The 21285-nt window shown below is 61.4% G+C and carries 14 protein-coding genes; 12 read left to right on the top strand and 2 right to left on the bottom strand.

All coding sequences use genetic code 11. The features are described from left to right. Window positions 1-93: 93 nt before the first annotated feature. Window positions 94-1470: an L-serine ammonia-lyase gene (locus tag JQF37_RS19570; RefSeq protein ID WP_130206537.1), complete on the bottom strand. Its 1377-nt coding sequence runs from the start codon at window positions 1468-1470 to the stop codon at window positions 94-96. A 436-nt stretch (window positions 1471-1906) separates the two neighbouring features. On the opposite strand from JQF37_RS19570, the gene JQF37_RS19565 reads away from it, so the two are divergent. From JQF37_RS19565 to choV, 3 genes are all read left to right on the top strand, one after another. Beyond that, on the top strand, window positions 1907-2857 hold the full coding sequence (locus JQF37_RS19565; RefSeq protein ID WP_130206539.1) for a choline ABC transporter substrate-binding protein: 951 nt from the start codon (window positions 1907-1909) through the stop codon (window positions 2855-2857). A gap of 77 nt (window positions 2858-2934) precedes the next feature. After that, window positions 2935-3780 carry a choline ABC transporter permease subunit gene (gene choW / locus JQF37_RS19560; RefSeq protein WP_027926639.1) on the top strand — a complete coding sequence of 282 codons (846 nt, stop codon included), beginning with the start codon at window positions 2935-2937 and terminating at the stop codon, window positions 3778-3780. Then, on the top strand, window positions 3777-4955 hold the full coding sequence (choV, locus tag JQF37_RS19555; RefSeq protein ID WP_130206541.1) for a choline ABC transporter ATP-binding protein: 1179 nt from the start codon (window positions 3777-3779) through the stop codon (window positions 4953-4955). Before choW ends, choV begins: the two co-directional genes overlap by 4 nt. A 114-nt stretch (window positions 4956-5069) precedes the next feature. Here choV and JQF37_RS19550 read toward each other — a convergent pair whose 3' ends face one another. Further along, window positions 5070-7010 carry a BCCT family transporter gene (locus JQF37_RS19550; protein WP_223272667.1) on the bottom strand — a complete coding sequence of 647 codons (1941 nt, stop codon included), beginning with the start codon at window positions 7008-7010 and terminating at the stop codon, window positions 5070-5072. 379 nt (window positions 7011-7389) lie between these two features. Between JQF37_RS19550 and betI the strand changes: the two genes are divergently transcribed. The 9 genes from betI to yccS all read left to right on the top strand — a co-directional run bounded on the left by betI (window position 7390) and on the right by yccS (window position 21255). Continuing rightward, window positions 7390-7983: a transcriptional regulator BetI gene (gene betI, locus JQF37_RS19545; RefSeq protein ID WP_130206545.1), complete on the top strand. Its 594-nt coding sequence runs from the start codon at window positions 7390-7392 to the stop codon at window positions 7981-7983. Window positions 7984-8090: 107 nt separating this feature from the next. Beyond that, entirely contained in the window at window positions 8091-9563 is a 1473-nt protein-coding gene (betB, locus tag JQF37_RS19540) for a betaine-aldehyde dehydrogenase (protein ID WP_130206547.1), read from the top strand. 180 nt (window positions 9564-9743) lie between these two features. After that, window positions 9744-11444 (top strand): choline dehydrogenase, encoded by a 1701-nt coding sequence (gene betA / locus JQF37_RS19535; RefSeq protein ID WP_204149755.1) that lies wholly within the window; start codon window positions 9744-9746, stop codon window positions 11442-11444. 266 nt (window positions 11445-11710) lie between these two features. After that, window positions 11711-13153 carry a TldD/PmbA family protein gene (locus JQF37_RS19530; RefSeq protein WP_130206551.1) on the top strand — a complete coding sequence of 481 codons (1443 nt, stop codon included), beginning with the start codon at window positions 11711-11713 and terminating at the stop codon, window positions 13151-13153. Continuing rightward, the gene (locus JQF37_RS19525) at window positions 13153-14490 is read left to right on the top strand and encodes a TldD/PmbA family protein (protein WP_130206553.1); all 1338 of its coding nucleotides are present in this window, start codon (window positions 13153-13155) and stop codon (window positions 14488-14490) included. Before JQF37_RS19530 ends, JQF37_RS19525 begins: the two co-directional genes overlap by 1 nt. Window positions 14491-14644: 154 nt before the next feature. Then, window positions 14645-16072, top strand: a complete 1428-nt coding sequence (mdtD, locus tag JQF37_RS19520) for a multidrug transporter subunit MdtD (RefSeq protein WP_130206555.1) — start codon at window positions 14645-14647, stop codon at window positions 16070-16072. Window positions 16073-16177: 105 nt separating this feature from the next. Then, window positions 16178-17515: an ATP-dependent RNA helicase DbpA gene (gene dbpA / locus JQF37_RS19515; protein ID WP_239142528.1), complete on the top strand. Its 1338-nt coding sequence runs from the start codon at window positions 16178-16180 to the stop codon at window positions 17513-17515. Between the two features lie 156 nt (window positions 17516-17671). After that, window positions 17672-18850, top strand: coding sequence for an NAD(P)/FAD-dependent oxidoreductase (locus JQF37_RS19510; protein WP_130206559.1), 1179 nt, complete (start codon window positions 17672-17674; stop codon window positions 18848-18850). Between the two features lie 221 nt (window positions 18851-19071). Then, a complete protein-coding gene (gene yccS, locus JQF37_RS19505; protein ID WP_130206561.1) occupies window positions 19072-21255 on the top strand; it encodes a YccS family putative transporter in 2184 nt (727 codons plus the stop codon). The last annotated feature ends 30 nt before the right edge of the window (window positions 21256-21285 follow it).

Genomic DNA, 21285 nt, shown 5'->3' with positions numbered 1-21285 from the left:
AGCTCCCACAGGTTCTTCGGTGTGTCTGATATCTGGATCACACCACAAATCACTGTGGGAGCTGGCTTGCCAGCGATTGGGGTCGACGCGGTCTCAGCACTCTACAGCGCTGACCGCCAAACCACCCCGCGATGTCTCCTTATATTTGTCATGCATGTCGGCACCGGTATCGCGCATGGTGCGGATCACCCGATCCAGCGAGATGAAATGCTGACCATCGCCGCGCAAAGCCATCTGTGCCGCGTTGATCGCTTTGACGGCGGCAATCGCGTTGCGCTCGATGCACGGCACCTGCACCAGCCCGCCCACCGGGTCGCAGGTCAGGCCGAGGTTATGTTCGAGGCCGATTTCCGCTGCGTTGCACAGTTGCTCCGGCGTGGCGCCGAGGATTTGCGCCAACCCGGCCGCCGCCATGGCGCAGGCCGAACCGACCTCCCCCTGGCAACCGACTTCGGCACCGGAGATCGAGGCGTTTTTCTTGCACAGAATCCCGACCGCAGCGGCGCCAAGGAAGTAGTCGACGACGTTGGCGTCGGTCACGTCTTCGCTGAATTTCATAAAGTAGTGCAACACCGCCGGAATGATCCCCGCTGCACCATTGGTCGGCGCCGTGACCATGCGCCCGCCGGCCGCGTTTTCTTCGTTGACCGCCAGGGCGAACAGGTTGACCCACTCCATGGCGCTGAGCGTCGAGCCGATCACGTTGGGCTTGTTCAACTCCTGCAGGCTGCGATGCAGCTTGGCCGCGCGCCGGCGCACATTCAGGCCGCCGGGCAGGATGCCTTCGTGCCTGAGGCCGTGATCCACGCAATCCTGCATGGCGCGCCAGAGCGTCATCAGGCCGCTGCGTATCTCTTCTTCACTGCGCCAGACCTTCTCGTTGGCCATCATTAACTCAGCCACGCGCAGGTCGTGCTTTTTGCACAGTTCCAACAGCTCGGCGGCGCTGGAGAAATCGTAAGGCAATACGGTGCTGTCGAGGTCGACCACACCGCTGGACGCCTGGGCTTCATCGACGACAAAACCACCGCCGACCGAATAGTAGGTGTCGCGATGCAACTCGCCGTGATCGTCTTCGACAATCAGGGTCATGGCGTTGGGATGGAACGGCAGGTTCTCGTCGATCAGGCGCATGTCGCGGCCCCAGATGAACGGCACCGACAAACGACCGTCAAGCAACAGTGTGTGGGTTTCGCGCAGGGTGGCGATGCGAATGCCGATTTGCGACGGATCGATCGCATCCGGCCATTCGCCCATCAACCCCATGATCACCGCGTTGTCGCTGCCGTGGCCAATGCCCGTGGCCGACAACGAACCGAAAAGCCGGACTTCGACGCGCCGTACTTGCTCCAGCAACCCGCGTTCACGCAAGCCTTGCACGAACAGCGCCGCCGCCCGCATAGGCCCCACGGTGTGCGAACTGGAAGGGCCGATGCCGATTTTGAACAGGTCGAAAACACTGATAGCCATTACTGCCGGACTCCTGGATGTGCCAATTCCAGGCGCAAAAGCGCCCGGTGACGGAGCTGCTACGCTCAAGCTGCAATCCGTCAGGATGGCCGCATCATCAGGCTTTTAATGTGTCGTTCGACGTCTCACACCGACGCACTCATGCCCACCAACGCCGCATGTCTTTTACGTCGCGTTTTCGCCGTTTTTTTGCGACGCGGAGGGGGAAAACAGGCTGAAAAAAGCTGTAAACGACGTCACTGACACTGGATGCGACCATCCCTGTACTGGTTACGACGCACCCTGTAGGCGTCAGATTTTCACTGGTACATGATCGTATCGACTCGATTGCAAGGCGCCGTGGTAGAGCTGTCTCCAAAACGCCATCCAACCGCAACCCATAAGTGCGGTGGTCCCAGTCGGAACACTGCCAAAAAAAACACCAAGGAGTCCATCCATGAAAGGTTCCCCGTCGTTGTTGTTGGCCGCCATGCTTAGTCTGCCGCTCTTGGCGCAAGCCGCCGAGCCGGCACAATGCAGTACCGTAAACTTCTCCGATGTCGGCTGGACCGACATCACCGCGACAACCGCAACCACCAGCGTCGTACTCGACGCCCTGGGCTACAAGACCAAGACCACCATGATTTCCGTGCCGGTGACCTACAAGTCCCTGGCCGACGGCAAGAACATGGATGTGTTCCTCGGTAACTGGATGCCGACCATGGAAAACGACATCAAGGCCTACCGCGATGCCGGCACCGTGGAAACCGTGCGCACCAACCTCAAGGGCGCCAAATACACCCTGGCTGTACCACAGGCCCTGTATGACAAAGGCCTGCATGATTTCGCCGACATCGCCAAGTTCAAGAAAGAACTCGACGGCAAGATCTACGGGATCGAGCCGGGTAACGACGGTAACCGTCTGATCCAGAGTATGATCGACAAGAACGCCTTCGGCCTCAAAGACGCCGGTTTCAAAGTGGTTGAATCCAGTGAAGCCGGCATGCTCTCCCAGGTCGACCGCGCGCAGAAGCGCGACACCGCCGTGGTGTTCCTCGGCTGGGCCCCTCACCCGATGAACAAGCGTTTCAAAATCCAATACCTCACCGGCGGCGACGATTATTTCGGCCCGGATTTCGGTGCAGCAACCGTCCTGACCAATACCCGCAAGGGGTACGCCCAGGAATGCAGCAACGTGGGTCAGTTGCTGAAGAATCTGGAGTTCACTGTCGACATGGAAAGCACCCTCATGGGCAACATCCTGGACGACAAGATGAAGCCTGAAGCGGCCGCCAAGGCCTGGCTGAAAAAGAATCCACAGGTGCTCGATACCTGGCTCGCTGGCGTGACCACCATTGACGGTAAACCAGGCCTGGAGGCCGTGAAAGCCAAGCTTGCCCAGCCTTGAATTAGGGAGCATCGCTTACGCCGGGCGGCTCACGCCGTCCGGGCTGTTTATTTCCTTGCATGCGGACGTTCACTACCATGCTGATTGATCAGAAAATCCCCCTAGGCCAGTACATCGCGGGCTTCGTTGAATGGTTGACGCAACACGGCGCCAACACCTTCGACGCAATCGCCGTGACACTGGAAACGATGATCCACGGCGTGACGTTTGCGCTGACCTGGTTCAACCCGCTGGCATTGATCGGCCTCATCGCACTACTGGCACACTTCATTCAACGCAAGTGGGGACTGACGGTTTTCGTCATCGCCTCCTTCCTGCTGATCCTCAATCTGGGGTACTGGCAGGAAACCATGGAAACCCTCGCCCAGGTGCTGTTCGCCACCCTGGTCTGCGTGGTCATCGGCGTGCCGTTGGGCATCGTCGCCGCGCACAAACCGATGTTCTACACATTGATGCGTCCGGTGCTCGATCTGATGCAGACCGTACCGACCTTCGTGTACCTCATTCCTACCCTGACCCTCTTCGGTCTGGGTGTGGTCCCGGGCTTGATCTCGACGGTAGTGTTCGCGATTGCCGCGCCTATCCGCCTGACTTACCTGGGCATTCGCGATGTACCGGAAGAATTGATGGACGCCGGCAAGGCCTTTGGCTGCTCGCGACGTCAGCTGCTTTCACGAATCGAACTGCCCCACGCCATGCCAAGCATCGCGGCCGGTATCACCCAGTGCATCATGCTGTCGTTGTCGATGGTGGTGATCGCGGCACTGGTGGGCGCCGACGGCCTGGGCAAACCGGTGGTCAACGCACTGAATACCGCTGATATCGCCCTGGGCTTCGAAGCCGGCCTGGCGATCGTACTGCTGGCGATCATGCTCGACCGTATCTGCAAACAACCCGACGCCAAAGTAGGGGGTGACGCATGAGCATTATTCGCTTCGATAACGTCGACGTTATTTTCTCCAGGGATCCACGCGAGGCGCTCAAGCTGCTGGATCAAGGCATGACCCGCAACGAGATCCTGAAAAAGACCGGGCAGATCGTAGGGGTCGAAAAGGCCAGCCTGGACATCGAAAAAGGTGAAATCTGCGTACTGATGGGCTTGTCCGGCTCCGGCAAATCCAGCCTGTTGCGCTGCATCAACGGCCTCAACACCGTCAGCCGCGGCAAACTGTTCGTCGAACATGAAGGCAAGCAGATCGACATTGCGTCCTGTACCCCGGCAGAACTGAAAATGATGCGCACCAAGCGCATTGCGATGGTGTTCCAGAAGTTCGCCCTGATGCCCTGGCTGACGGTCCGCGAGAACATCAGCTTCGGCCTCGAAATGCAGGGTCGTCCCGAGAAAGAACGGCGCAAGCTGGTGGACGAAAAGCTTGAGCTGGTGGGCCTGACCCAGTGGCGCAACAAGAAACCCAACGAGCTGTCCGGTGGTATGCAGCAACGCGTGGGCCTGGCCCGCGCCCTGGCGATGGACGCCGACATTCTGCTGATGGACGAACCGTTCTCGGCGCTCGACCCGCTGATCCGTCAGGGCCTGCAAGACGAACTGCTGGAACTGCAACGCAAGCTGAGCAAAACCATCGTGTTCGTGAGCCACGACCTCGATGAAGCCCTGAAGCTCGGCAGCCGTATCGCGATCATGAAAGACGGCCGGATCATCCAGTACAGCGTGCCGGAAGAGATCGTGCTGAACCCGGCGGACGACTACGTGCGGACCTTCGTGGCCCACACCAACCCGCTGAACGTGCTGTGCGGTCGCAGCCTGATGCGCACCCTGGACAACTGCAAACGCATCAACGGTTCGGTGTGCCTCGATCCGGGCGGCGATTCGTGGCTGGACCTGGCGGAAGGCAACACCATCAAGGGTGCCCGCCAGAACGGCTCGGCCCTGGACCTGCAGAACTGGGTACCGGGTCAGGCGGTAGAAGGCTTGGGTCGTCGGCCAACGCTGGTGGACTCGAACATCGGCATGCGCGACGCGCTGCAGATTCGTTATCAGACCGGCAACAAACTGGTGCTGCACGACAACAACCATGTGGTCGGGATTCTCGGCGACAGCGAGCTGTACCACGCGCTGCTCGGCAAGAACCTGGGTTAAGGCAACAGACACAAAAACGCCGCGAGAGGATCGCGGCGTTTTTGTTGGTGCATAGAACCTGTGGAAAAACCTGTGGGATTGCGGTGCAGCTACTCGCACCGCATCCCTCAAGTCTTAGCTATACACCCGGCCAAGGAGCTGCCGATGGCTTTCAAACTGATCGAGCACGTCACGGGTGATCTGATCCTGGGTGAAGCCCATCAAGTCGTAGTCCTGGCTGCCGTTGTGCAGGTACACCTCGGCGCGGTAGTAACGCTGGCGCGTTTCATCCGACTGAGCCGATTCGGTTGGCGTGGCCAGGTAGCCGTCCAGGCTCACTTCGTAGACAAACGGGTTGCCCTCTTCCATCTCGACCCGCACGCCCATGCAACGCTTGGACTTGCCCAGCAGCGTCTGGACTTCCAGGCCTTGAGCACGCATTTGCGCCGTCGCATCCTGCAACGCCGGGCTCACATGCTTGTCCATGAAACGCTGAACGATCGACTGGCTCGGTTGCAGGTCCAGTTGCGTCAAGCGCTCGCTGAAACCACGACGACCACGCGCCGCCAACTCGGCTTGTTCCTGTTCGATCTGCACGTCCTGGCGCATGGCCTTGTGCAAGCCGAACATGAAGAACACCAGCACCACCGAGAACGGCAAACCGGCCAGCACCACCATGGTTTGCATGGCCTCGAAGTTACCGGCGAACAGCAGGCCAATGGTCACCAGGGTGATCACCACCGACCAGAAGATCCGCAGCCAGTGCGGGGCGTCTTCATCGACATTGCCGCCCTTGCACGAAAGGTTGGCCATCATCACCGCGCCGGAATCCGCCGGAGTCAGGAACAGCACGAAACCGACAAAGATCGACACGCCGATCACAACCTTCGACGCCGGGTAATGCTCCAGCAACTGGTAAATCGCCATGGACGGCTGTTCCAGCGCCGTCTTGCCGAGCTCCACCGCGCCGTGGTTCATCACCAGGTCCAGCGCCGAGTTACCGAAGATCGACAGCCACGCCAGGGTGAAACCCAGCGGAATCAGCAGCACGCCGGCCACCATCTCACGCACCGTGCGGCCACGGGAGATACGCGCGACGAACATGCCCACGAATGGCGCCCAGGATATCCACCAGGCCCAGTAGAACAGGGTCCACAGGCCCAGCCAGCGGTCGGACTTCTCACTGTCGCCTTCGTACACATAAAGGTCGAAGGTCTTCAGCACCACGCCGTTCAGGTAGTCGCCGACGTTCTGCACGAAGCCGTTGAGCAGGTGCAGGGTCGGGCCGAACAGCAGCACGAAAATCAGCAGGCCGCTGAACAGCACGATGTTCAGGTTGGACAGACGACGGATGCCGTTTTCCACGCCCGACACTGCAGCGATGGTCGCCACGGTGCTCATCACGATGATCACGATCAGCAGGTTGGTGTTGCTGTGTTCCATGCCGAACAGGTTTTCAAGGCCCGACGACACCTGCAGCGAACCAATCCCCAGGTTGGTCACCAGACCCAACAGGGTCACGAACATGCCGAAGCCGTCCACCGCATGACCCGCCGCGCCCTTGACCCAACGTTCGCCCACCAACGGGTACAACGCCGAACGCAACGCCAGCGGCTGGTTATGCCGATAGGCAAAGTACGCCACGGCCAGGCCGACCAGCGCATAGATCGCCCAGCCGTGCAGGCCCCAGTGCAGGAATGTCAGCTGAACCGCCTGACGGGCGGCCAGGTTGCTGCCCGCCACGCCTTCCGGCGGGTTGAAGTAGTGGTCCAGCGGCTCGGACGCACCGAAGTACAGCAGCGAAATACCGATGCCCGACGAGAACAGCATCCCCGCCCAGGCGCCGTAGCTGAAGTCCGGGGTGTCGTCCTTGCTGCCGAGCTTGAGCTTGCCGTAGGACGAAAACGCCAGGCCGACGACGAAAATCAGATAGGCGGCGATCACCACCATGTAGTACCAGCCGAAGCTGCGGGACAACCAGGCCTGAGCGGTGCCGAGCATTCTGCCGGCCTCTTGCGGGGCGATGATCAGAATGGCGGTCAACAACAGAATCAACGCGGTAGAGGTGTAGAACACCCAACCGTTGACCGTCACCTTTTCTGGTGGGGTCTTTATTAGCGAGGCAGAACTCATGGCACAGATGCTCCAGGCAGTGCGAGAGAAGAACGCAAGGCAGTGTGGTACCCGACCAATCGGTTAGTGGGCAGCCGACCGGTGGGTGATATAAAGACACGCCGAAAAAAGCCCGAAGCCCCGCAGACGCCAGCGCGTACAGGGTTCGAGCGTTTTCGGATGCCGGTTTTTCGCCATTTACATGTAGGAAAAATCTGTAAGCAGCGACGATTTGTCGCAGATCTTATTCTTTGTTGATTGAACGTTCAATCAAAACAAAATAGACTGGCCTCAGTCCGGTGGTCGTTCTGCGTCCGCCGGAAGGCCTAAGGAGATGTGCAAGATGCCCAAGGTCGGTATGCAACCCATCCGCCGTCAGCAGTTGATCGAAGCCACTTTGCAGGCCGTCGATCAGGTCGGAATGGGGGACGCCAGCATTGCGCTGATCGCCCGTTTGGCCGGTGTCTCGAATGGCATCATCAGTCACTATTTTCAGGACAAGAACGGCCTGATCGCCGCCACGATGCGGTATCTGATGAGCGTCCTGAGCGAGAGCGTCACCCTGCGCCGACAGGCGCTGGCGGATGACAGCCCCCGGGCGCATCTGCGGGTGATCATCGAAGGCAACTTCGACGCCAGCCAGGTCAATGGCCCGGCAATGAAAACCTGGCTGGCCTTCTGGGCCACCAGCATGCACCAGCCGTCTTTGCACAGGTTGCAGCGGATCAACGATCACCGTCTGTATTCCAACCTGTGCTGCCAGTTCCGCCGCGTGTTGCCGCTCGATCAAGCGCGCAGCGCCGCCCGTGGCCTGGCAGCCCTCATTGACGGGTTGTGGTTGCGCGGCGCGCTGTCGGGAGACGCTTTCGACACCGAGCAGGCGCAACGGATCGCTTACGAATACATGGATATCCAACTGGCCAAGCAGGTGAGTTAGAGCACACATAACCGCTCGACCCCTGAACCGCCACCGACCCGCGATGCCAAGGCTGCACGGCGCGCCCGGTGGTTAACGCCAACCACTTATGCTCTTGCGAGGACAATATGGCCCGTTTCGAACTGCAAAAACTCTACATCGATGGCGCGTACTCCGACGCCAGCAGCGACGCCACTTTCGAAGCCATCAACCCGGCTAACGGTGAAGTCCTCGCAACCGTACAGCGTGCGACCAAGGAAGACGTCGAGCGCGCGGTGGTCAGCGCTGAAAAGGGTCAGAAAATCTGGGCGGCAATGACTGCGATGGAGCGTTCGCGCATCCTGCGTCGCGCCGTGGACATCCTGCGTGAGCGCAACGATGAGCTGGCCGCCCTGGAAACCCTGGACACCGGCAAGTCATATTCCGAAACCCGCTACGTCGACATCGTCACCGGCGCTGACGTGCTGGAGTACTACGCAGGCCTGGTGCCCGCCATCGAAGGCGAGCAGATCCCGCTGCGCACCACATCGTTCGTCTACACCCGTCGCGAGCCGCTGGGCGTGGTGGCCGGTATCGGCGCGTGGAACTACCCGATTCAGATCGCCCTGTGGAAATCCGCTCCAGCCCTGGCGGCCGGTAACGCGATGATCTTCAAGCCAAGCGAAGTCACTTCCCTGACGACCCTGAAACTGGCCGAGATCTACACCGAGGCAGGCCTGCCGGCTGGCGTGTTCAACGTTCTGACTGGCAGCGGCCGCGAAGTCGGCACCTGGCTGACCGAGCACCCGCGTATCGAGAAAGTTTCGTTCACCGGCGGCACCGACACCGGCAAGAAAGTCATGGCCAGCGCTTCGAGCTCTTCGCTCAAGGACGTGACCATGGAACTGGGTGGCAAATCCCCGCTGATCATCTGTGACGACGCCGACCTCGATCGCGCCGCCGACACCGCGATGATGGCCAACTTCTACAGCTCAGGTCAGGTCTGCACCAACGGCACTCGCGTGTTCGTGCCGAGCCACCTGAAAGCCGCTTTCGAAGCCAAGATCGTTGAACGCGTTGCGCGCATTCGCGTTGGCAACCCGCAAGACGAAAACACCAACTTCGGCCCGCTGGTCAGCTTCGCCCACATGGAAAGCGTGCTGGGCTACATCGCCAAGGGCAAGGAAGAAGGTGCCCGCCTGCTGTGCGGCGGCGAGCGTCTGACCGACGGCGAATTCGCCAAGGGCGCCTTCGTCGCGCCGACCGTGTTCACTGACTGCACTGACGACATGACCATCGTCCGTGAAGAAATCTTTGGCCCGGTGATGGCGATCCTCACCTACGAAACCGAAGAAGAAGTGATCCGTCGCGCCAACGACACCGACTTCGGCCTGGCCGCCGGTATCGTCACCCGCGACCTGAACCGCGCCCACCGTGTGATTCATCAACTGGAAGCCGGTATCTGCTGGATCAACGCCTGGGGCGAATCCGACGCCAAGATGCCGGTCGGCGGTTACAAGCAGTCGGGTGTAGGCCGTGAGAACGGCATCAGCTCGCTGAACAACTTCACCCGCATCAAATCGGTACAGGTCGAGCTGGGCGATTACGTCTCGGTGTTCTAAGACCCGAGTCCTGTATTGCTTGCCGGGCCGTCATCGCTGGCAAGCCAGCTCCCACAGGTTTGGTGTCGCCCACCAAATCTGTGGCAGCCCCCAATCCTTGTGGGAGCGAGCCTGCTCGCGAATCGAGTGCGCAGCACTCGCCTGGGTCCGACCTGACCACATCTAAAGAGGGTGCATTCAATGTCCCAAGAATTCGATTACATCATCATCGGTGCCGGCTCGGCCGGTAACACCCTGGCGACCCGTCTGACTGAAGACGAAGGCGTCACCGTCCTGCTGCTCGAAGCGGGCGGCCCGGACTACCGTTCCGACTTCCGCACGCAGATGCCGGCCGCCCTGGCGTTCCCGCTGCAAGGCCGTCGCTACAACTGGGCCTATGAAACCGATCCGGAACCGCACATGGACGGTCGTCGCATGGAGTGCGGGCGCGGCAAGGGCCTGGGCGGTTCTTCGCTGATCAACGGCATGTGCTACATCCGCGGCAACGCCATGGACTACGACGGCTGGGCCAAACTGCCAGGCCTGGAAGACTGGACCTACCTGGACTGCCTGCCGTATTTCCGCAAAGCCGAAACACGCGACATCGGCCCGAACGATTACCACGGTGGCGAAGGCCCGGTCAGCGTGACCACGCCCAAGGCCGGCAACAACCCGCTGTTCCACGCCATGGTTGAAGCTGGCGTGCAGGCCGGTTACCCGCGCACCGAAGACTTGAACGGCTATCAGCAGGAAGGTTTCGGCCCGATGGACCGTACCGTGACGCCGAAGGGCCGTCGCTCCAGTACCGCGCGCGGCTACCTGGACATCGCCAAGAAGCGTTCGACCCTGACCATCGTCACTCACGCCCTGACCGACAAGATCCTGTTCGAAGGCAAGCGTGCGGTCGGCGTGCGTTACCTGGTCGGCGCCGCCGAAGAGCGTGTCGAGGTCAAGGCACGCAAGGAAGTGCTGCTGTGCTCCGGCGCCATCGCGTCGCCGCAGATCCTGCAACGCTCCGGTGTCGGCCCAGCCGAACTGCTGAAAAAGCTCGATATTCCGGTGGTCCACGACCTGCCGGGCGTCGGTGAAAACCTGCAGGACCACCTTGAACTGTACCTGCAATACGCGTGCACCCAACCGGTCTCGCTGTACCCGTCGCTGTTGTGGTGGAACCAGCCGGCCATCGGTGCCGAATGGCTGTTCAACGGCACCGGCATCGGCGCCAGCAACCAGTTCGAAGCCGGCGGTTTCATTCGCACCCGTCCGGAATTCGAGTGGCCGAACATCCAGTACCACTTCCTGCCGGTAGCGATTAACTACAACGGCAGCAACGGTGTGAAAGAGCACGGCTTCCAGGCGCACATGGGTTCCATGCGTTCGCCGAGCCGTGGTCGCATCCAGGCCAAGTCCAAGGACCCACGCCAGCACCCGAGCATCCTGTTCAACTACATGGCCACCGAGCAGGACTGGCAGGAATTCCGCGACGGCATCCGCCTGACCCGCGAAATCATGCAACAGCCTGCACTGGACGCCTTCCGTGGCCGCGAAATCAGCCCCGGCATCGACGTGCAAACCGACGAACAACTGGACAAGTTCATCCGCGAGCACGCCGAAACCGCGTTCCACCCGTCCTGCTCGTGCAAGATGGGCACCGACGAGATGGCCGTGGTCGATGGCGAAGGTCGCGTGCATGGCATGCAGGGCCTGCGGGTGGTCGATGCCTCGATCATGCCGATCATCACCACCGGCAACCTCAACGCGTCAACGATCATGATCGCCGAGAAAATCGCCGACAAGATCCGCGGTCGCAAGCCGCTGCCACGCAGCAAGGCTGACTACTACGTGGCCGGAGATGCGCCGGTGAAAGGCAAGCCGCTGCGTGAAGTGAGCCAGACTGCATAAGGCGTAGAACCGCGTCGCTCCCATCGCGGGCAAGCCCGCTCCCACAAGGTCATGCGTGGATTCTGAAATCACGCGAATCCTGTGGGAGCGGGCTTGCCCGCGATGAGGCCGGACAAACCAGCACATATTTTCCTGCCAGACACAGCAATCCCCTCCCACACCGCTCCAACCTTGATCCCACCCCCCGCACAGGCCTACTCTAGCGCCACGCAAACGTTTCACCCTCCCCTCGCAACATCGATGCTCCACACCAAGGAGGTTCCCGAATGTTCGATTTCCATCCCCGGCTCAAGCAGCGTTTTGCTGCCTTGCGCACGGGCGCTGAATTCTTTTCCCTGCGTTATGTCCGCGAGTCCGGCCAGTACCTGTCTGTGCGCAAGAACGTCGCCGAACCGCCGAGCCTGAGCCGTGACGAAGGCGCGATGCTGACGGTGCGGGTCAACGGTGTTGAAGCCTACGCCGCCACCAACGACCTGTCGCAACAGGGCCTGCAAGCCGCCCTCGAACGCGCCGAACAGCAAGCTCGCCGACTCAAGCCCCACGCCTTGCTGGACTTGAGCGAACACGCCGTATCGAGTGCTTGTGCCGATTACTTTTCGCCGAACCTCGACCAGCCGTTCCCGTCCCTGAGTGACTGTTACCAGTTGCTCGGCGCCGAATCCGCCGCCGTGCCCAAGGACGAGCGCCTGGTGAACTGGCAGGTGAGCATCGGCATCACCCACGTCGAGCAGATCTACCTCAACAGCGCCGGCGCCGAATTGCGTCAGGCCCAACGCTTCGTCTACCCCGGCCTCGACGTCACGGCCTATGACGGCAACGACAGTCAGACCCGTAGCCTCGGTCGCGAGAACTTCGGCCAACAGGGTGGCGCCGACGTCATCAGCCGTTGCGGCCTGATCGGTGCCGGACCGACCGTCGCCGACCAGGCGCTGCAATTGCTGCTGGCGCCGAACACGCCACAAGGCCCGCGCGACCTGCTGCTGATGCCTGACCAGATGATGCTGCAGATCCACGAATCCATCGGCCACCCGCTGGAGCTGGATCGCATCCTCGGTGATGAGCGCAATTACGCGGGCACCAGCTTCGTCAAGGCCGAAGACTTCGGCAGCCTGCAATACGGCTCGAAGCTGCTCAACGTGACCTTCGACCCGGACATCCCCGAACAGCTCGCCAGCTACGGCCATGACGACGACGGCAGCGCCGCCAGTAAAGAGTTCCTGATCCGCGAAGGCCTGCTGCTGCGGCCATTGGGTGGCGCGTTGTCGCAATTCCGCGCCGGCCTGGAAGGCGTCGCCAACAGCCGCGCCTGCGGCTGGAACCGTCCGCCGATCGACCGGATGGCCAACCTCAACATCGAACCGGGGGATCAGCCGCTGGAACAGCTGATCGGCCACATCGAGCACGGCATTCTGATGAGCACCAACCGTTCCTGGTCCATCGACGATGCGCGCAACAAATTCCAGTTCGGCTGCGAATGGGGCCAGTTGATCGAAAACGGTGAACTCAAGGGCGTGGTGAAAAACCCGAATTACCGGGCAATTTCCGCGCAGTTCTGGAAGAGCCTCAGCGCCGTCGGCGATGCCAGCACCTTCAAGGTTCTCGGTACACCCAACTGCGGCAAGGGCGAGCCGAATCAGGTGATCCGCGTCGGTCACGCGTCACCCGCCTGCGTGTTCAGCCATGTGGATGTGTTCGGAGGAGACGCCTGATGAGTCCATCGAAAACCCAGGCCGAGTCGTTCAAGGCATTGGTCGCCGGTTTGCGTGAAGCCCTGCGCGAACCGGAACAGTTCACCCTCAGCTATGCCGCCGAGTCGTCGGCTTTCGTGCGCTTCAACCATGCCAGGGTGCGCCAGTCCGGTCAGGTGCAGCAGGCGAGCATCGGTTTGAAATTGATCAACGAGGGGCGACACGCGGACTTGCACATCACCCTGGCTGGCGACCCGGAAGTCGATTTGCAGCGCCTGTCCGAAGGCCTGCAACAGCTGCGCGAAACCTTGCCGCTGCTGCCACCGGATCCGTATCTGTTGCTGAACTACAACGGCTGGCAGAGCAAGAACCTGCAGGAGCATCCGCTGCCGGATACCGAGCAAGTGGTCGCTGAAATCGCTCAAGCCGCGGAAGGCCTGGATCTGGTCGGCTTCTACGCCGCCGGCCCTATCAGCCGTGGTTTTGCCAGCTCTGCCGGCGCCTTCGGCTGGCATCAGGCCAACAGTTTCAACTTCGATTTCAGCCTGTTCCACGAAAATGGCCAGGCGGTGAAAGCCAGCTACGCCGGGCACGACTGGAGCAGCGAAGACTTTGCCAGGCGCTTCCGGCAGGCCCGCGAGCAGCTTGAGCTTCTGGGCCGACCGTTACGCACGTTGGCGCCCGGTCAGTACCGCGCCTACCTGGCCCCCGCCGCGCTGGAAGAGATTATGAGCATGCTGTGCTGGGGCGGTTTTTCGGCGCAGTCGATCGCCAGCAAAAGCAGCCCGTTGCAGAAGCTCTACGGGGGCGACCACGCGTTCAGCCCGCTGGTCTCGCTGGACGAAAAAGTCAGCGGCTCATTGAGCCCGGCGTTCTCCGACGAAGGCTATCCACGCAGTGACCTCAAACTGATTGTCGAGGGCAAGGCGGGCGCGCAATTGGTGGGCTCTCGCAGCGCCGCCGAATACGGCTTGACTGCCAACGGCGCCAGCGGCGGCGAATCGCCGAATGCCTTGAACATGAAGGGCGGTACGTTGCCCGAAGCTGAAATCCTCAAGCAACTGGGCACCGGCTTGTACATCAGCAACCTGTGGTACCTGAACTACTCGGACCAACCGGCGGCCCGTCTGACCGGCATGACCCGGTTTGCGACGTTCTGGGTCGAGAACGGCGAGATTCAGGCACCGGTCAGCACCATGCGTTTCGACGACAGCGCCTTCAGCCTGCTCGGTTCACAGTTGGAGGCGCTGACCCAGGAACGCGAGATGCTGTTGTCGGCCAGTACCTACAGCCAGCGGGCCACGGCGTCGGCGTTGTTGCCGGGGGCGTTGGTCAGCAAACTCACCTTGACCCTGTAAACACAAAAAACCCCGGCACACCGGGAATCCTGTGGGAGCGAGCCTGCTCGCGATAGCGGTAGTTCAGTCGACGTTAATGTTGAATGAAAGGGCCTCATCGCGAGCAGGCTCGCTCCCACATGGACTGCGATCACTTCAACCTCCAAGAGGTCCCATGCCCAACCGCCCTCCTCTCGACGCTGTCACCGCCCGCTGGGTGCCGTGGGTCGTCGCCATTGCCTTCTTCATGCAGTCCCTCGACGGGACGATCCTCAACACCGCCCTGCCGGCCATGGCTCGCGACCTGGCTGAAGATCCGCTGCGCATGCAGGGTGTGATCATCGCCTACATGCTTACGGTCGCGTTGCTGATCCCGGCTTCGGGCTGGATCGCCGATCGCTTCGGCACCCGGAAAATCTTCTTCGGCGCGATCCTGCTGTTCAGCATCGGTTCATTGCTGTGCGCGCTGTCGACCAGCCTGACCCTGCTGATCGGCGCCCGGGTCATTCAGGGCCTGGGCGGCGCCCTGATGCTGCCGGTCGGACGGCTGGTGGTGCTACGCGCCTATCCGCGTTCGGAGCTGGTGCGGATCATGGGTTTCATCACCATTCCCGGACTGCTCGGCCCGTTGATCGGCCCGACCATGGGCGGCTGGATGGTGGAATACCTGACGTGGCACTGGATCTTCCTGATCAACCTGCCGGTGGGGCTGATCGGTTGTTATGCCGTGTGGAAATTCATCCCGGACCTGCGCGGCACCGAGCGCACCCGTTTCGATAGCCTGGGTTTCCTGCTGTTCGGTGCGGCGATGATTTTGATCACCATCGCCATGGAAGGCCTGGGAGAACTGCACCTGCCGCACCTGCGGGTGATGTTGCTGCTGTTCGGCGGCATGGCGTGTCTGGCGGCCTACTGGCTACGCGCCGGACACACCGAAAACCCGCTGTTCGCGCCTTCGCTGTTCAAGACCCGCACCTTCGCGGTCGGCATTCTCGGCAACCTGTTCGCCCGCCTGGGCAGCGGCGCCCTGCCGTTTCTGGTGCCGTTGCTGCTGCAAGTGGCGCTGGGCTATTCACCGTCCCAGGCCGGGATGAGCATGCTGCCACTGGCGGCTGCGGCAATGATTGCCAAGTGGGTGGCGCGGCCGCTGATCGAGCGTCTGGGCTACCGCATCGTGTTGACCGGCAACACCCTGGCCCTGGGCATCATGCTGGCGAGCATGGGCCTGGTCAGCGAACAGACGCCGTACTGGCTGCTGCTGTGCCTGCTGGCGATCCTGGGCGCGATCAACTCCTTGCAGTTCACCGCCATGAACACCGTGACCCTGATCGACCTCGATGACGCCAGCGCCAGCAGCGGCAACAGCCTGCTGTCGGTGGTCGCGCAATTGTCCCTGAGCCTGGGCGTGGCCTGCGCCGGTGCGTTGCTCGGCGGGTTCACGGCGAAGGTTGGAAATGACGGCGTGGAGACGGTTCTGGGAGCCTTCCAACTGACATTCGTCACCGTTGGAATCATGGCGATGCTGGCGGCGACAATCTTCTCGCAGCTGTCGAAGAATGACGGACGGCGCGTCAAGCGTCCGGAACAACACATAGAGCCTTAGGGCTAATGGCCATCGGACTGGTACACTGCGCGACATTTTGTTTTGCAGGCCAGTCCCGTGACCACCATCGCCACCGCTTTTAATACTTTGCCGCTGTCCGCCGCCATGCTGGCTAACCTCGACTCCCTCGGTTATGCCCAGATGACGCCGATCCAGGCGCAAAGCTTGCCGGTGATCCTCAAGGGGATGGACCTGATCGCCCAGGCCAAGACCGGCAGCGGCAAGACCGCGGCCTTCGGTATCGGCCTGCTGAACCCGATCAATCCGCGCTACTTCGGTTGCCAGGCGCTGATCCTGTGCCCGACTCGCGAGCTGGCTGACCAGGTCGCCAAGGAAATCCGTCGCCTGGCCCGTGCCGAAGACAACATCAAGGTCCTGACCCTGTGTGGCGGCGTGTCCCTCGGCCCGCAGATCGCTTCGCTGGAGCACGGCGCGCACATCATCGTCGGCACCCCGGGGCGCATTCAGCAGCACCTGCGCAAAGGTTCGCTGGTGCTCCACGGCCTGAACACCCTGATTCTCGACGAAGCCGACCGCATGCTCGACATGGGTTTCTACGATTCCATCGAAGAAATCATCATGCAGGCTCCGGAACGCCGCCAGACCCTGCTGTTCTCCGCCACCTATCCGGTGGGCATCAAGCAGCTGGCCTCCAAGTTCATGCGCAACCCGCAGCAAGTGAAGGCCGAGGCGTTCCACGACGACACGCAGATCGAGCAGCGCTTCTACGAAATCTCCCCGGAAGAACGCATGAGCGCGGTGACCAAGGTGCTGGGACACTTCCGGCCGGCGTCCTGCGTGGCCTTCTGCTTCACCAAGCAGCAGGTTCAGGAAACCGTCGATCACCTGACCACCAAAGGCATCTCCGCCGTCGGCCTGCACGGCGATCTGGAACAGCGTGATCGCGACCAGGTCCTGGCGATGTTCGCCAACCGCAGTACTTCGGTACTGGTCGCCACCGACGTTGCAGCACGTGGCCTGGACATCGACTCGCTGGACATGGTGATCAACGTCGAGCTGGCCCGTGACTCGGAAATCCACATCCACCGCGTTGGCCGTACCGGTCGCGCCGGTGAGAAAGGACTCGCGATCAGCCTGGTGGCGCCGTCTGAAGCGCAGCGCGCCCAAGCCATCGAGCAGTTGCAGAAATCGCCGTTGACCTGGGACCAGGTGGACAACCTGACGTCGCAGGGCGGTGGTCCGCTGCTGCCGCAGATGAGCACGCTGTGCATCGGCGCCGGCCGCAAGGACAAGGTTCGTCCGGGCGACATTCTCGGTGCACTGACCGGCGATGCCGGTATTCCCGGCGCTCAGGTGGGCAAGATCGCAATTTTCGACTTCCAGGCCTATGTAGCGGTTGAACGCGGCATCGCCAAGCAAGCCCTGCAGCGCCTGAACGACGGCAAGATCAAGGGCCGTTCGCTGCGCGTTCGTATCCTGTAAGAACACCGCTCTCCACTGTAGGAGCGAGCCTGCTCGCGAAAAATCCGGGCTCACCGCGGTGAGCCAGGTTGCCAGCGTTATCGTTGACGTCCATCGCGAGCTGGCTCGCTCCTACAGGGACCGAAACCGCTCTGAAATTTGTGTGAGGACACCGTTTTGCGCTCTACCGAAGTCGTGATCATTGGCGCTGGCGCCGCAGGGTTGATGTGCGCGCTGACGGCCGCCGGGCGCGGGCGCAAGGTGCTGTTGCTCGACCACGCGAACAAGGCCGGCAAGAAAATCCTGATGTCGGGCGGTGGCCGCTGTAATTTCACCAACATGTACACGGAACCCGGCAATTTCCTTTCGCAGAACGCGCATTTCTGCAAATCCGCCCTGGCCCGCTACACCCAGTGGGATTTCATCGGCATGGTCGCCAAGCACGGTGTGCCGTACCACGAGAAAAAGCTCGGCCAGTTGTTCTGCGATAACAAATCCAGCGACATCCTCGAAATGCTGCTCAACGAGTGCGATCAGGTCGGCGTCAGCCTGCACCTGGACACCTCGATCCAGACCATCGAGAAGCTCGAAAAGGGTTACCTGCTGGACACTACGCTGGGCCAGGTAACGTGCGAATCCCTGGTGATCGCCACCGGCGGCCTGTCGATTCCTACCCTGGGTGCCACCGGTTTCGGCTATCAGGTGGCCAGGCAGTTCGGCCATGAATTGCTGCCGACCCGCGCCGGGCTGGTGCCGTTCACCATTACCGATCAGCTCAAGGAATTGTGCACCGAGCTGTCCGGCACATCGGTCGATTGCCTGGTGAGCTGCAATGACCAGAGCTTTCGCGAGAACATCCTGTTCACTCACCGTGGCCTGAGTGGCCCGGCAATTCTGCAGATTTCCTCGTTCTGGGAATCCGGCGACACGGTCGAGATCAACCTGATGCCCGACCATGACGTGCCGTCCTGGCTGCAACAGCAACAAGCCGAACGTCCCAACAGCGAGCTGAAAACCCTGCTAGGTGAAATCTTCACCAAGAAGATGGCCAACCTGTTGGCGGACAACTGGTTCGTCTCCAAACCGATGAAGCAGTACACCCACGGGGAAATTGCCGCCATCGCCGAGAAACTGGCGAGTTGGAAAATCGTGCCGGCCGGCACCGAAGGCTATCGCACCGCCGAAGTGACCCTGGGTGGCGTCGATACCAACGAGGTGTCGTCCAAGACCATGGAATCGCTGAAAAGCCCTGGCCTGTACTTCATCGGCGAAGTGCTCGACGTGACCGGGCACCTGGGCGGTTTCAACTTCCAGTGGGCCTGGGCTTCGGGCTATGCGGCCGCGCAGTACGTCTGACGCACACAAATCAAATGTGGGAGCGAGCCTGCTCGCGATAGCGGTCTGACAGTCGACATACATGTTGAATGTTCCGGCCTCATCGCGAGCAGGCTCGCTCCCACATTGACCGCGCGTGGTATCAAGGAACAGATTTTGCTACCAGATGTGATCGCCGCCATTGCATCGGCGTCATTACTGGCTCAATTTAGCGTCATCGCCTCGGAAGGCCCTCGCACTTCATGTCATCGACCTCGTTTCGTCAGTCTTTGCGGCGCCTTTGGGCGCTGGATAAATTCAGTTACAGCGTGCGGGTGTTCATCGCCCTGACCGGCACCATGGCGCTGTGTTGGTATCAGGATGAAATGGGGCTGTTGATCCCGCTGTTCCTGGGGATTATCGCCAGCGCCCTGGCCGAGACCGACGACAGTTGGCAAGGCCGCCTCAATGCGCTGGCGGTGACGCTGGTGTGTTTCATGGTCGCCGCGCTGTCGGTCGAACTGCTCTTCCCCTACCCCATCCTGTTCAGCATCGCCTTCGCCCTGGCGGCCTTCTGCCTGACCATGCTCGGCGCCCTCGGCGAACGCTATGGCACCATTGCTTCGGCGACGTTGATTCTGTCGGTCTACACCATGATCGGCGTCGACCAGCGCGGCGGTGCGGTGACCGATTTCTGGCACGAACCTGTGCTGCTGGTGGCCGGTGCGGCCTGGTACGGTTTTCTGTCGGTGTTGTGGCAGGCGCTGTTCTCCAACCAGCCGGTGCAGCAAAGCCTGGCGCGGCTGTTCCGGGAATTGGGTTTTTACCTGAAGTTGAAATCGTCGCTGTTCGAGCCGATCCGCCAGTTGGACGTGGAAGCACGACGACTGGAACTGGCCCAGCAAAACGGTCGCGTGGTCGCCGCGCTGAATAGCGCCAAGGAAATCATCCTGCACCGGGTCGGCAACGGACGGCCGGGCTCGAAACTCAGCCGTTACCTGAAGCTGTACTTTCTCGCCCAGGACATCCACGAACGCGCCAGCTCCTCGCACTACCCGTATAACGCGCTGGCCGAGGCATTCTTCCACAGCGACGTGCTGTTCCGCTGCCAACGCCTGCTGCGCCAGCAAGGCAAGGCCTGCCGGGCGCTGGCCGAATCGATCCAGATGCGCCAGCCGTTCATCTATGACGCGAGCTTCGCCGAAGCCCTGAGCGACCTGCATGCCTCCCTCGAACATCTGCGCATCCAGAGCAATCCGGCCTGGCGCGGTTTGTTGCGCTCGTTGCGGGCACTGGCCGCCAACCTCGGCACCCTCGACCGCTTGCTCAGCGATGCGAGCAACCCCGACGCCCTGGCCGACGCCACCGACAGCAGCCTGCTCGACCGCTCGCCACGTAACCTCAAGGATGTCTGGGTACGCCTGCGCACGCAGTTGACCCCGACGTCCCTGCTGTTCCGCCACGCCCTGCGCTTGCCTCTGGCCTTGAGCATCGGCTACGCGATGGTGCATTTGATTCACCCGTCCCAGGGCTACTGGATCATCCTGACCACGCTCTTTGTCTGTCAGCCGAACTACGGCGCGACCCGGCGCAAACTCGGTCAACGGATCATCGGCACCGCCATCGGCCTGACCCTGGCCTGGGCGCTGTTCGACCTGTTCCCCAATCCGTTGATCCAGTCCTGCTTCGCGATTGCCGCCGGAGTGGTGTTCTTTACCAACCGCACCACCCGCTACACCGTGGCCACGGCGGCGATTACCTTGATGGTGCTGTTCTGCTTCAACCAGGTGGGTGATGGCTACGGATTGTTTTTGCCACGGCTGTTCGACACCTTGCTCGGCGGCCTGATCGCCGGCCTGGCGGTGTTCCTGTTCCTCCCGGACTGGCAGGGTCGGCGCCTGAACAAAGTGCTGGCCAACACCCTGTCCTGCAACAGCATTTACCTGCGCCAGATCATGCAGCAATACGCCGCCGGCAAAAGCGACGACCTGGCGTATCGCCTGGCCCGGCGCAACGCGCACAACGCCGACGCTGCGCTGTCGACCACGCTGGCGAACATGCTGATGGAACCGGGGTATTTCCGTAAGGAAGCGGATGTGGGTTTCCGTTTTCTGGTGCTGTCGCACACCTTGCTCAGCTACCTGTCAGGCCTGGGGGCGCACCGGGAAACGCAGTTGCCAGCCGATGTGCGCGAGCACTTGATCGAAGGGGCCGGCGTGAAACTGGCCACCAGCATCGACGAAATCGCCCAAGGCCTTGCCAGTAAATCGGCGATTGCCATTCAGAGCGATGAGGAAGAAGCGCTGGCCAATGAGCTTGAGCAGATGCCCGATGAAATCGATGAAGGCCAGCGGCTGGTGCAGACTCAACTGGCATTGATCTGCCGGCAACTGGGACCACTACGGACGCTGGCGGCCCATTTGATCAAGGATACGAGCGAGGATTGAGGGCTGCAGCGTCCTGACGGACGTCATCGC

It is taken from the genome of Pseudomonas sp. MIL9, from assembly GCF_016887925.1.
Lineage (GTDB): Bacteria > Pseudomonadota > Gammaproteobacteria > Pseudomonadales > Pseudomonadaceae > Aquipseudomonas > Aquipseudomonas mohnii.
Note: the sequence above shows the minus strand (reverse complement) of the source record. Positions and strands in the feature narration are given on the sequence as shown.

Bases quoted from the DNA above. Each gene is read 5' to 3' on its own strand.
- JQF37_RS19565 (WP_130206539.1), top strand. From the start codon at position 1,907: ATGAAAGGTTCCCCGTCGTTGTTGTTGGCCGCCATGCTTAGTCTGCCG.
- betB (WP_130206547.1), top strand. From the start codon at position 8,091: ATGGCCCGTTTCGAACTGCAAAAACTCTACATCGATGGCGCGTACTCC.
- choV (WP_130206541.1), top strand. From the start codon at position 3,777: ATGAGCATTATTCGCTTCGATAACGTCGACGTTATTTTCTCCAGGGAT.
- betI (WP_130206545.1), top strand. From the start codon at position 7,390: ATGCCCAAGGTCGGTATGCAACCCATCCGCCGTCAGCAGTTGATCGAA.
- yccS (WP_130206561.1), top strand. From the start codon at position 19,072: ATGTCATCGACCTCGTTTCGTCAGTCTTTGCGGCGCCTTTGGGCGCTG.
- JQF37_RS19525 (WP_130206553.1), top strand. From the start codon at position 13,153: ATGAGTCCATCGAAAACCCAGGCCGAGTCGTTCAAGGCATTGGTCGCC.
- dbpA (WP_239142528.1), top strand. From the start codon at position 16,178: ATGCTGGCTAACCTCGACTCCCTCGGTTATGCCCAGATGACGCCGATC.
- JQF37_RS19570 (WP_130206537.1), bottom strand. From the start codon at position 1,470: ATGGCTATCAGTGTTTTCGACCTGTTCAAAATCGGCATCGGCCCTTCC.
- JQF37_RS19530 (WP_130206551.1), top strand. From the start codon at position 11,711: ATGTTCGATTTCCATCCCCGGCTCAAGCAGCGTTTTGCTGCCTTGCGC.
- mdtD (WP_130206555.1), top strand. From the start codon at position 14,645: ATGCCCAACCGCCCTCCTCTCGACGCTGTCACCGCCCGCTGGGTGCCG.
- betA (WP_204149755.1), top strand. From the start codon at position 9,744: ATGTCCCAAGAATTCGATTACATCATCATCGGTGCCGGCTCGGCCGGT.
- choW (WP_027926639.1), top strand. From the start codon at position 2,935: ATGCTGATTGATCAGAAAATCCCCCTAGGCCAGTACATCGCGGGCTTC.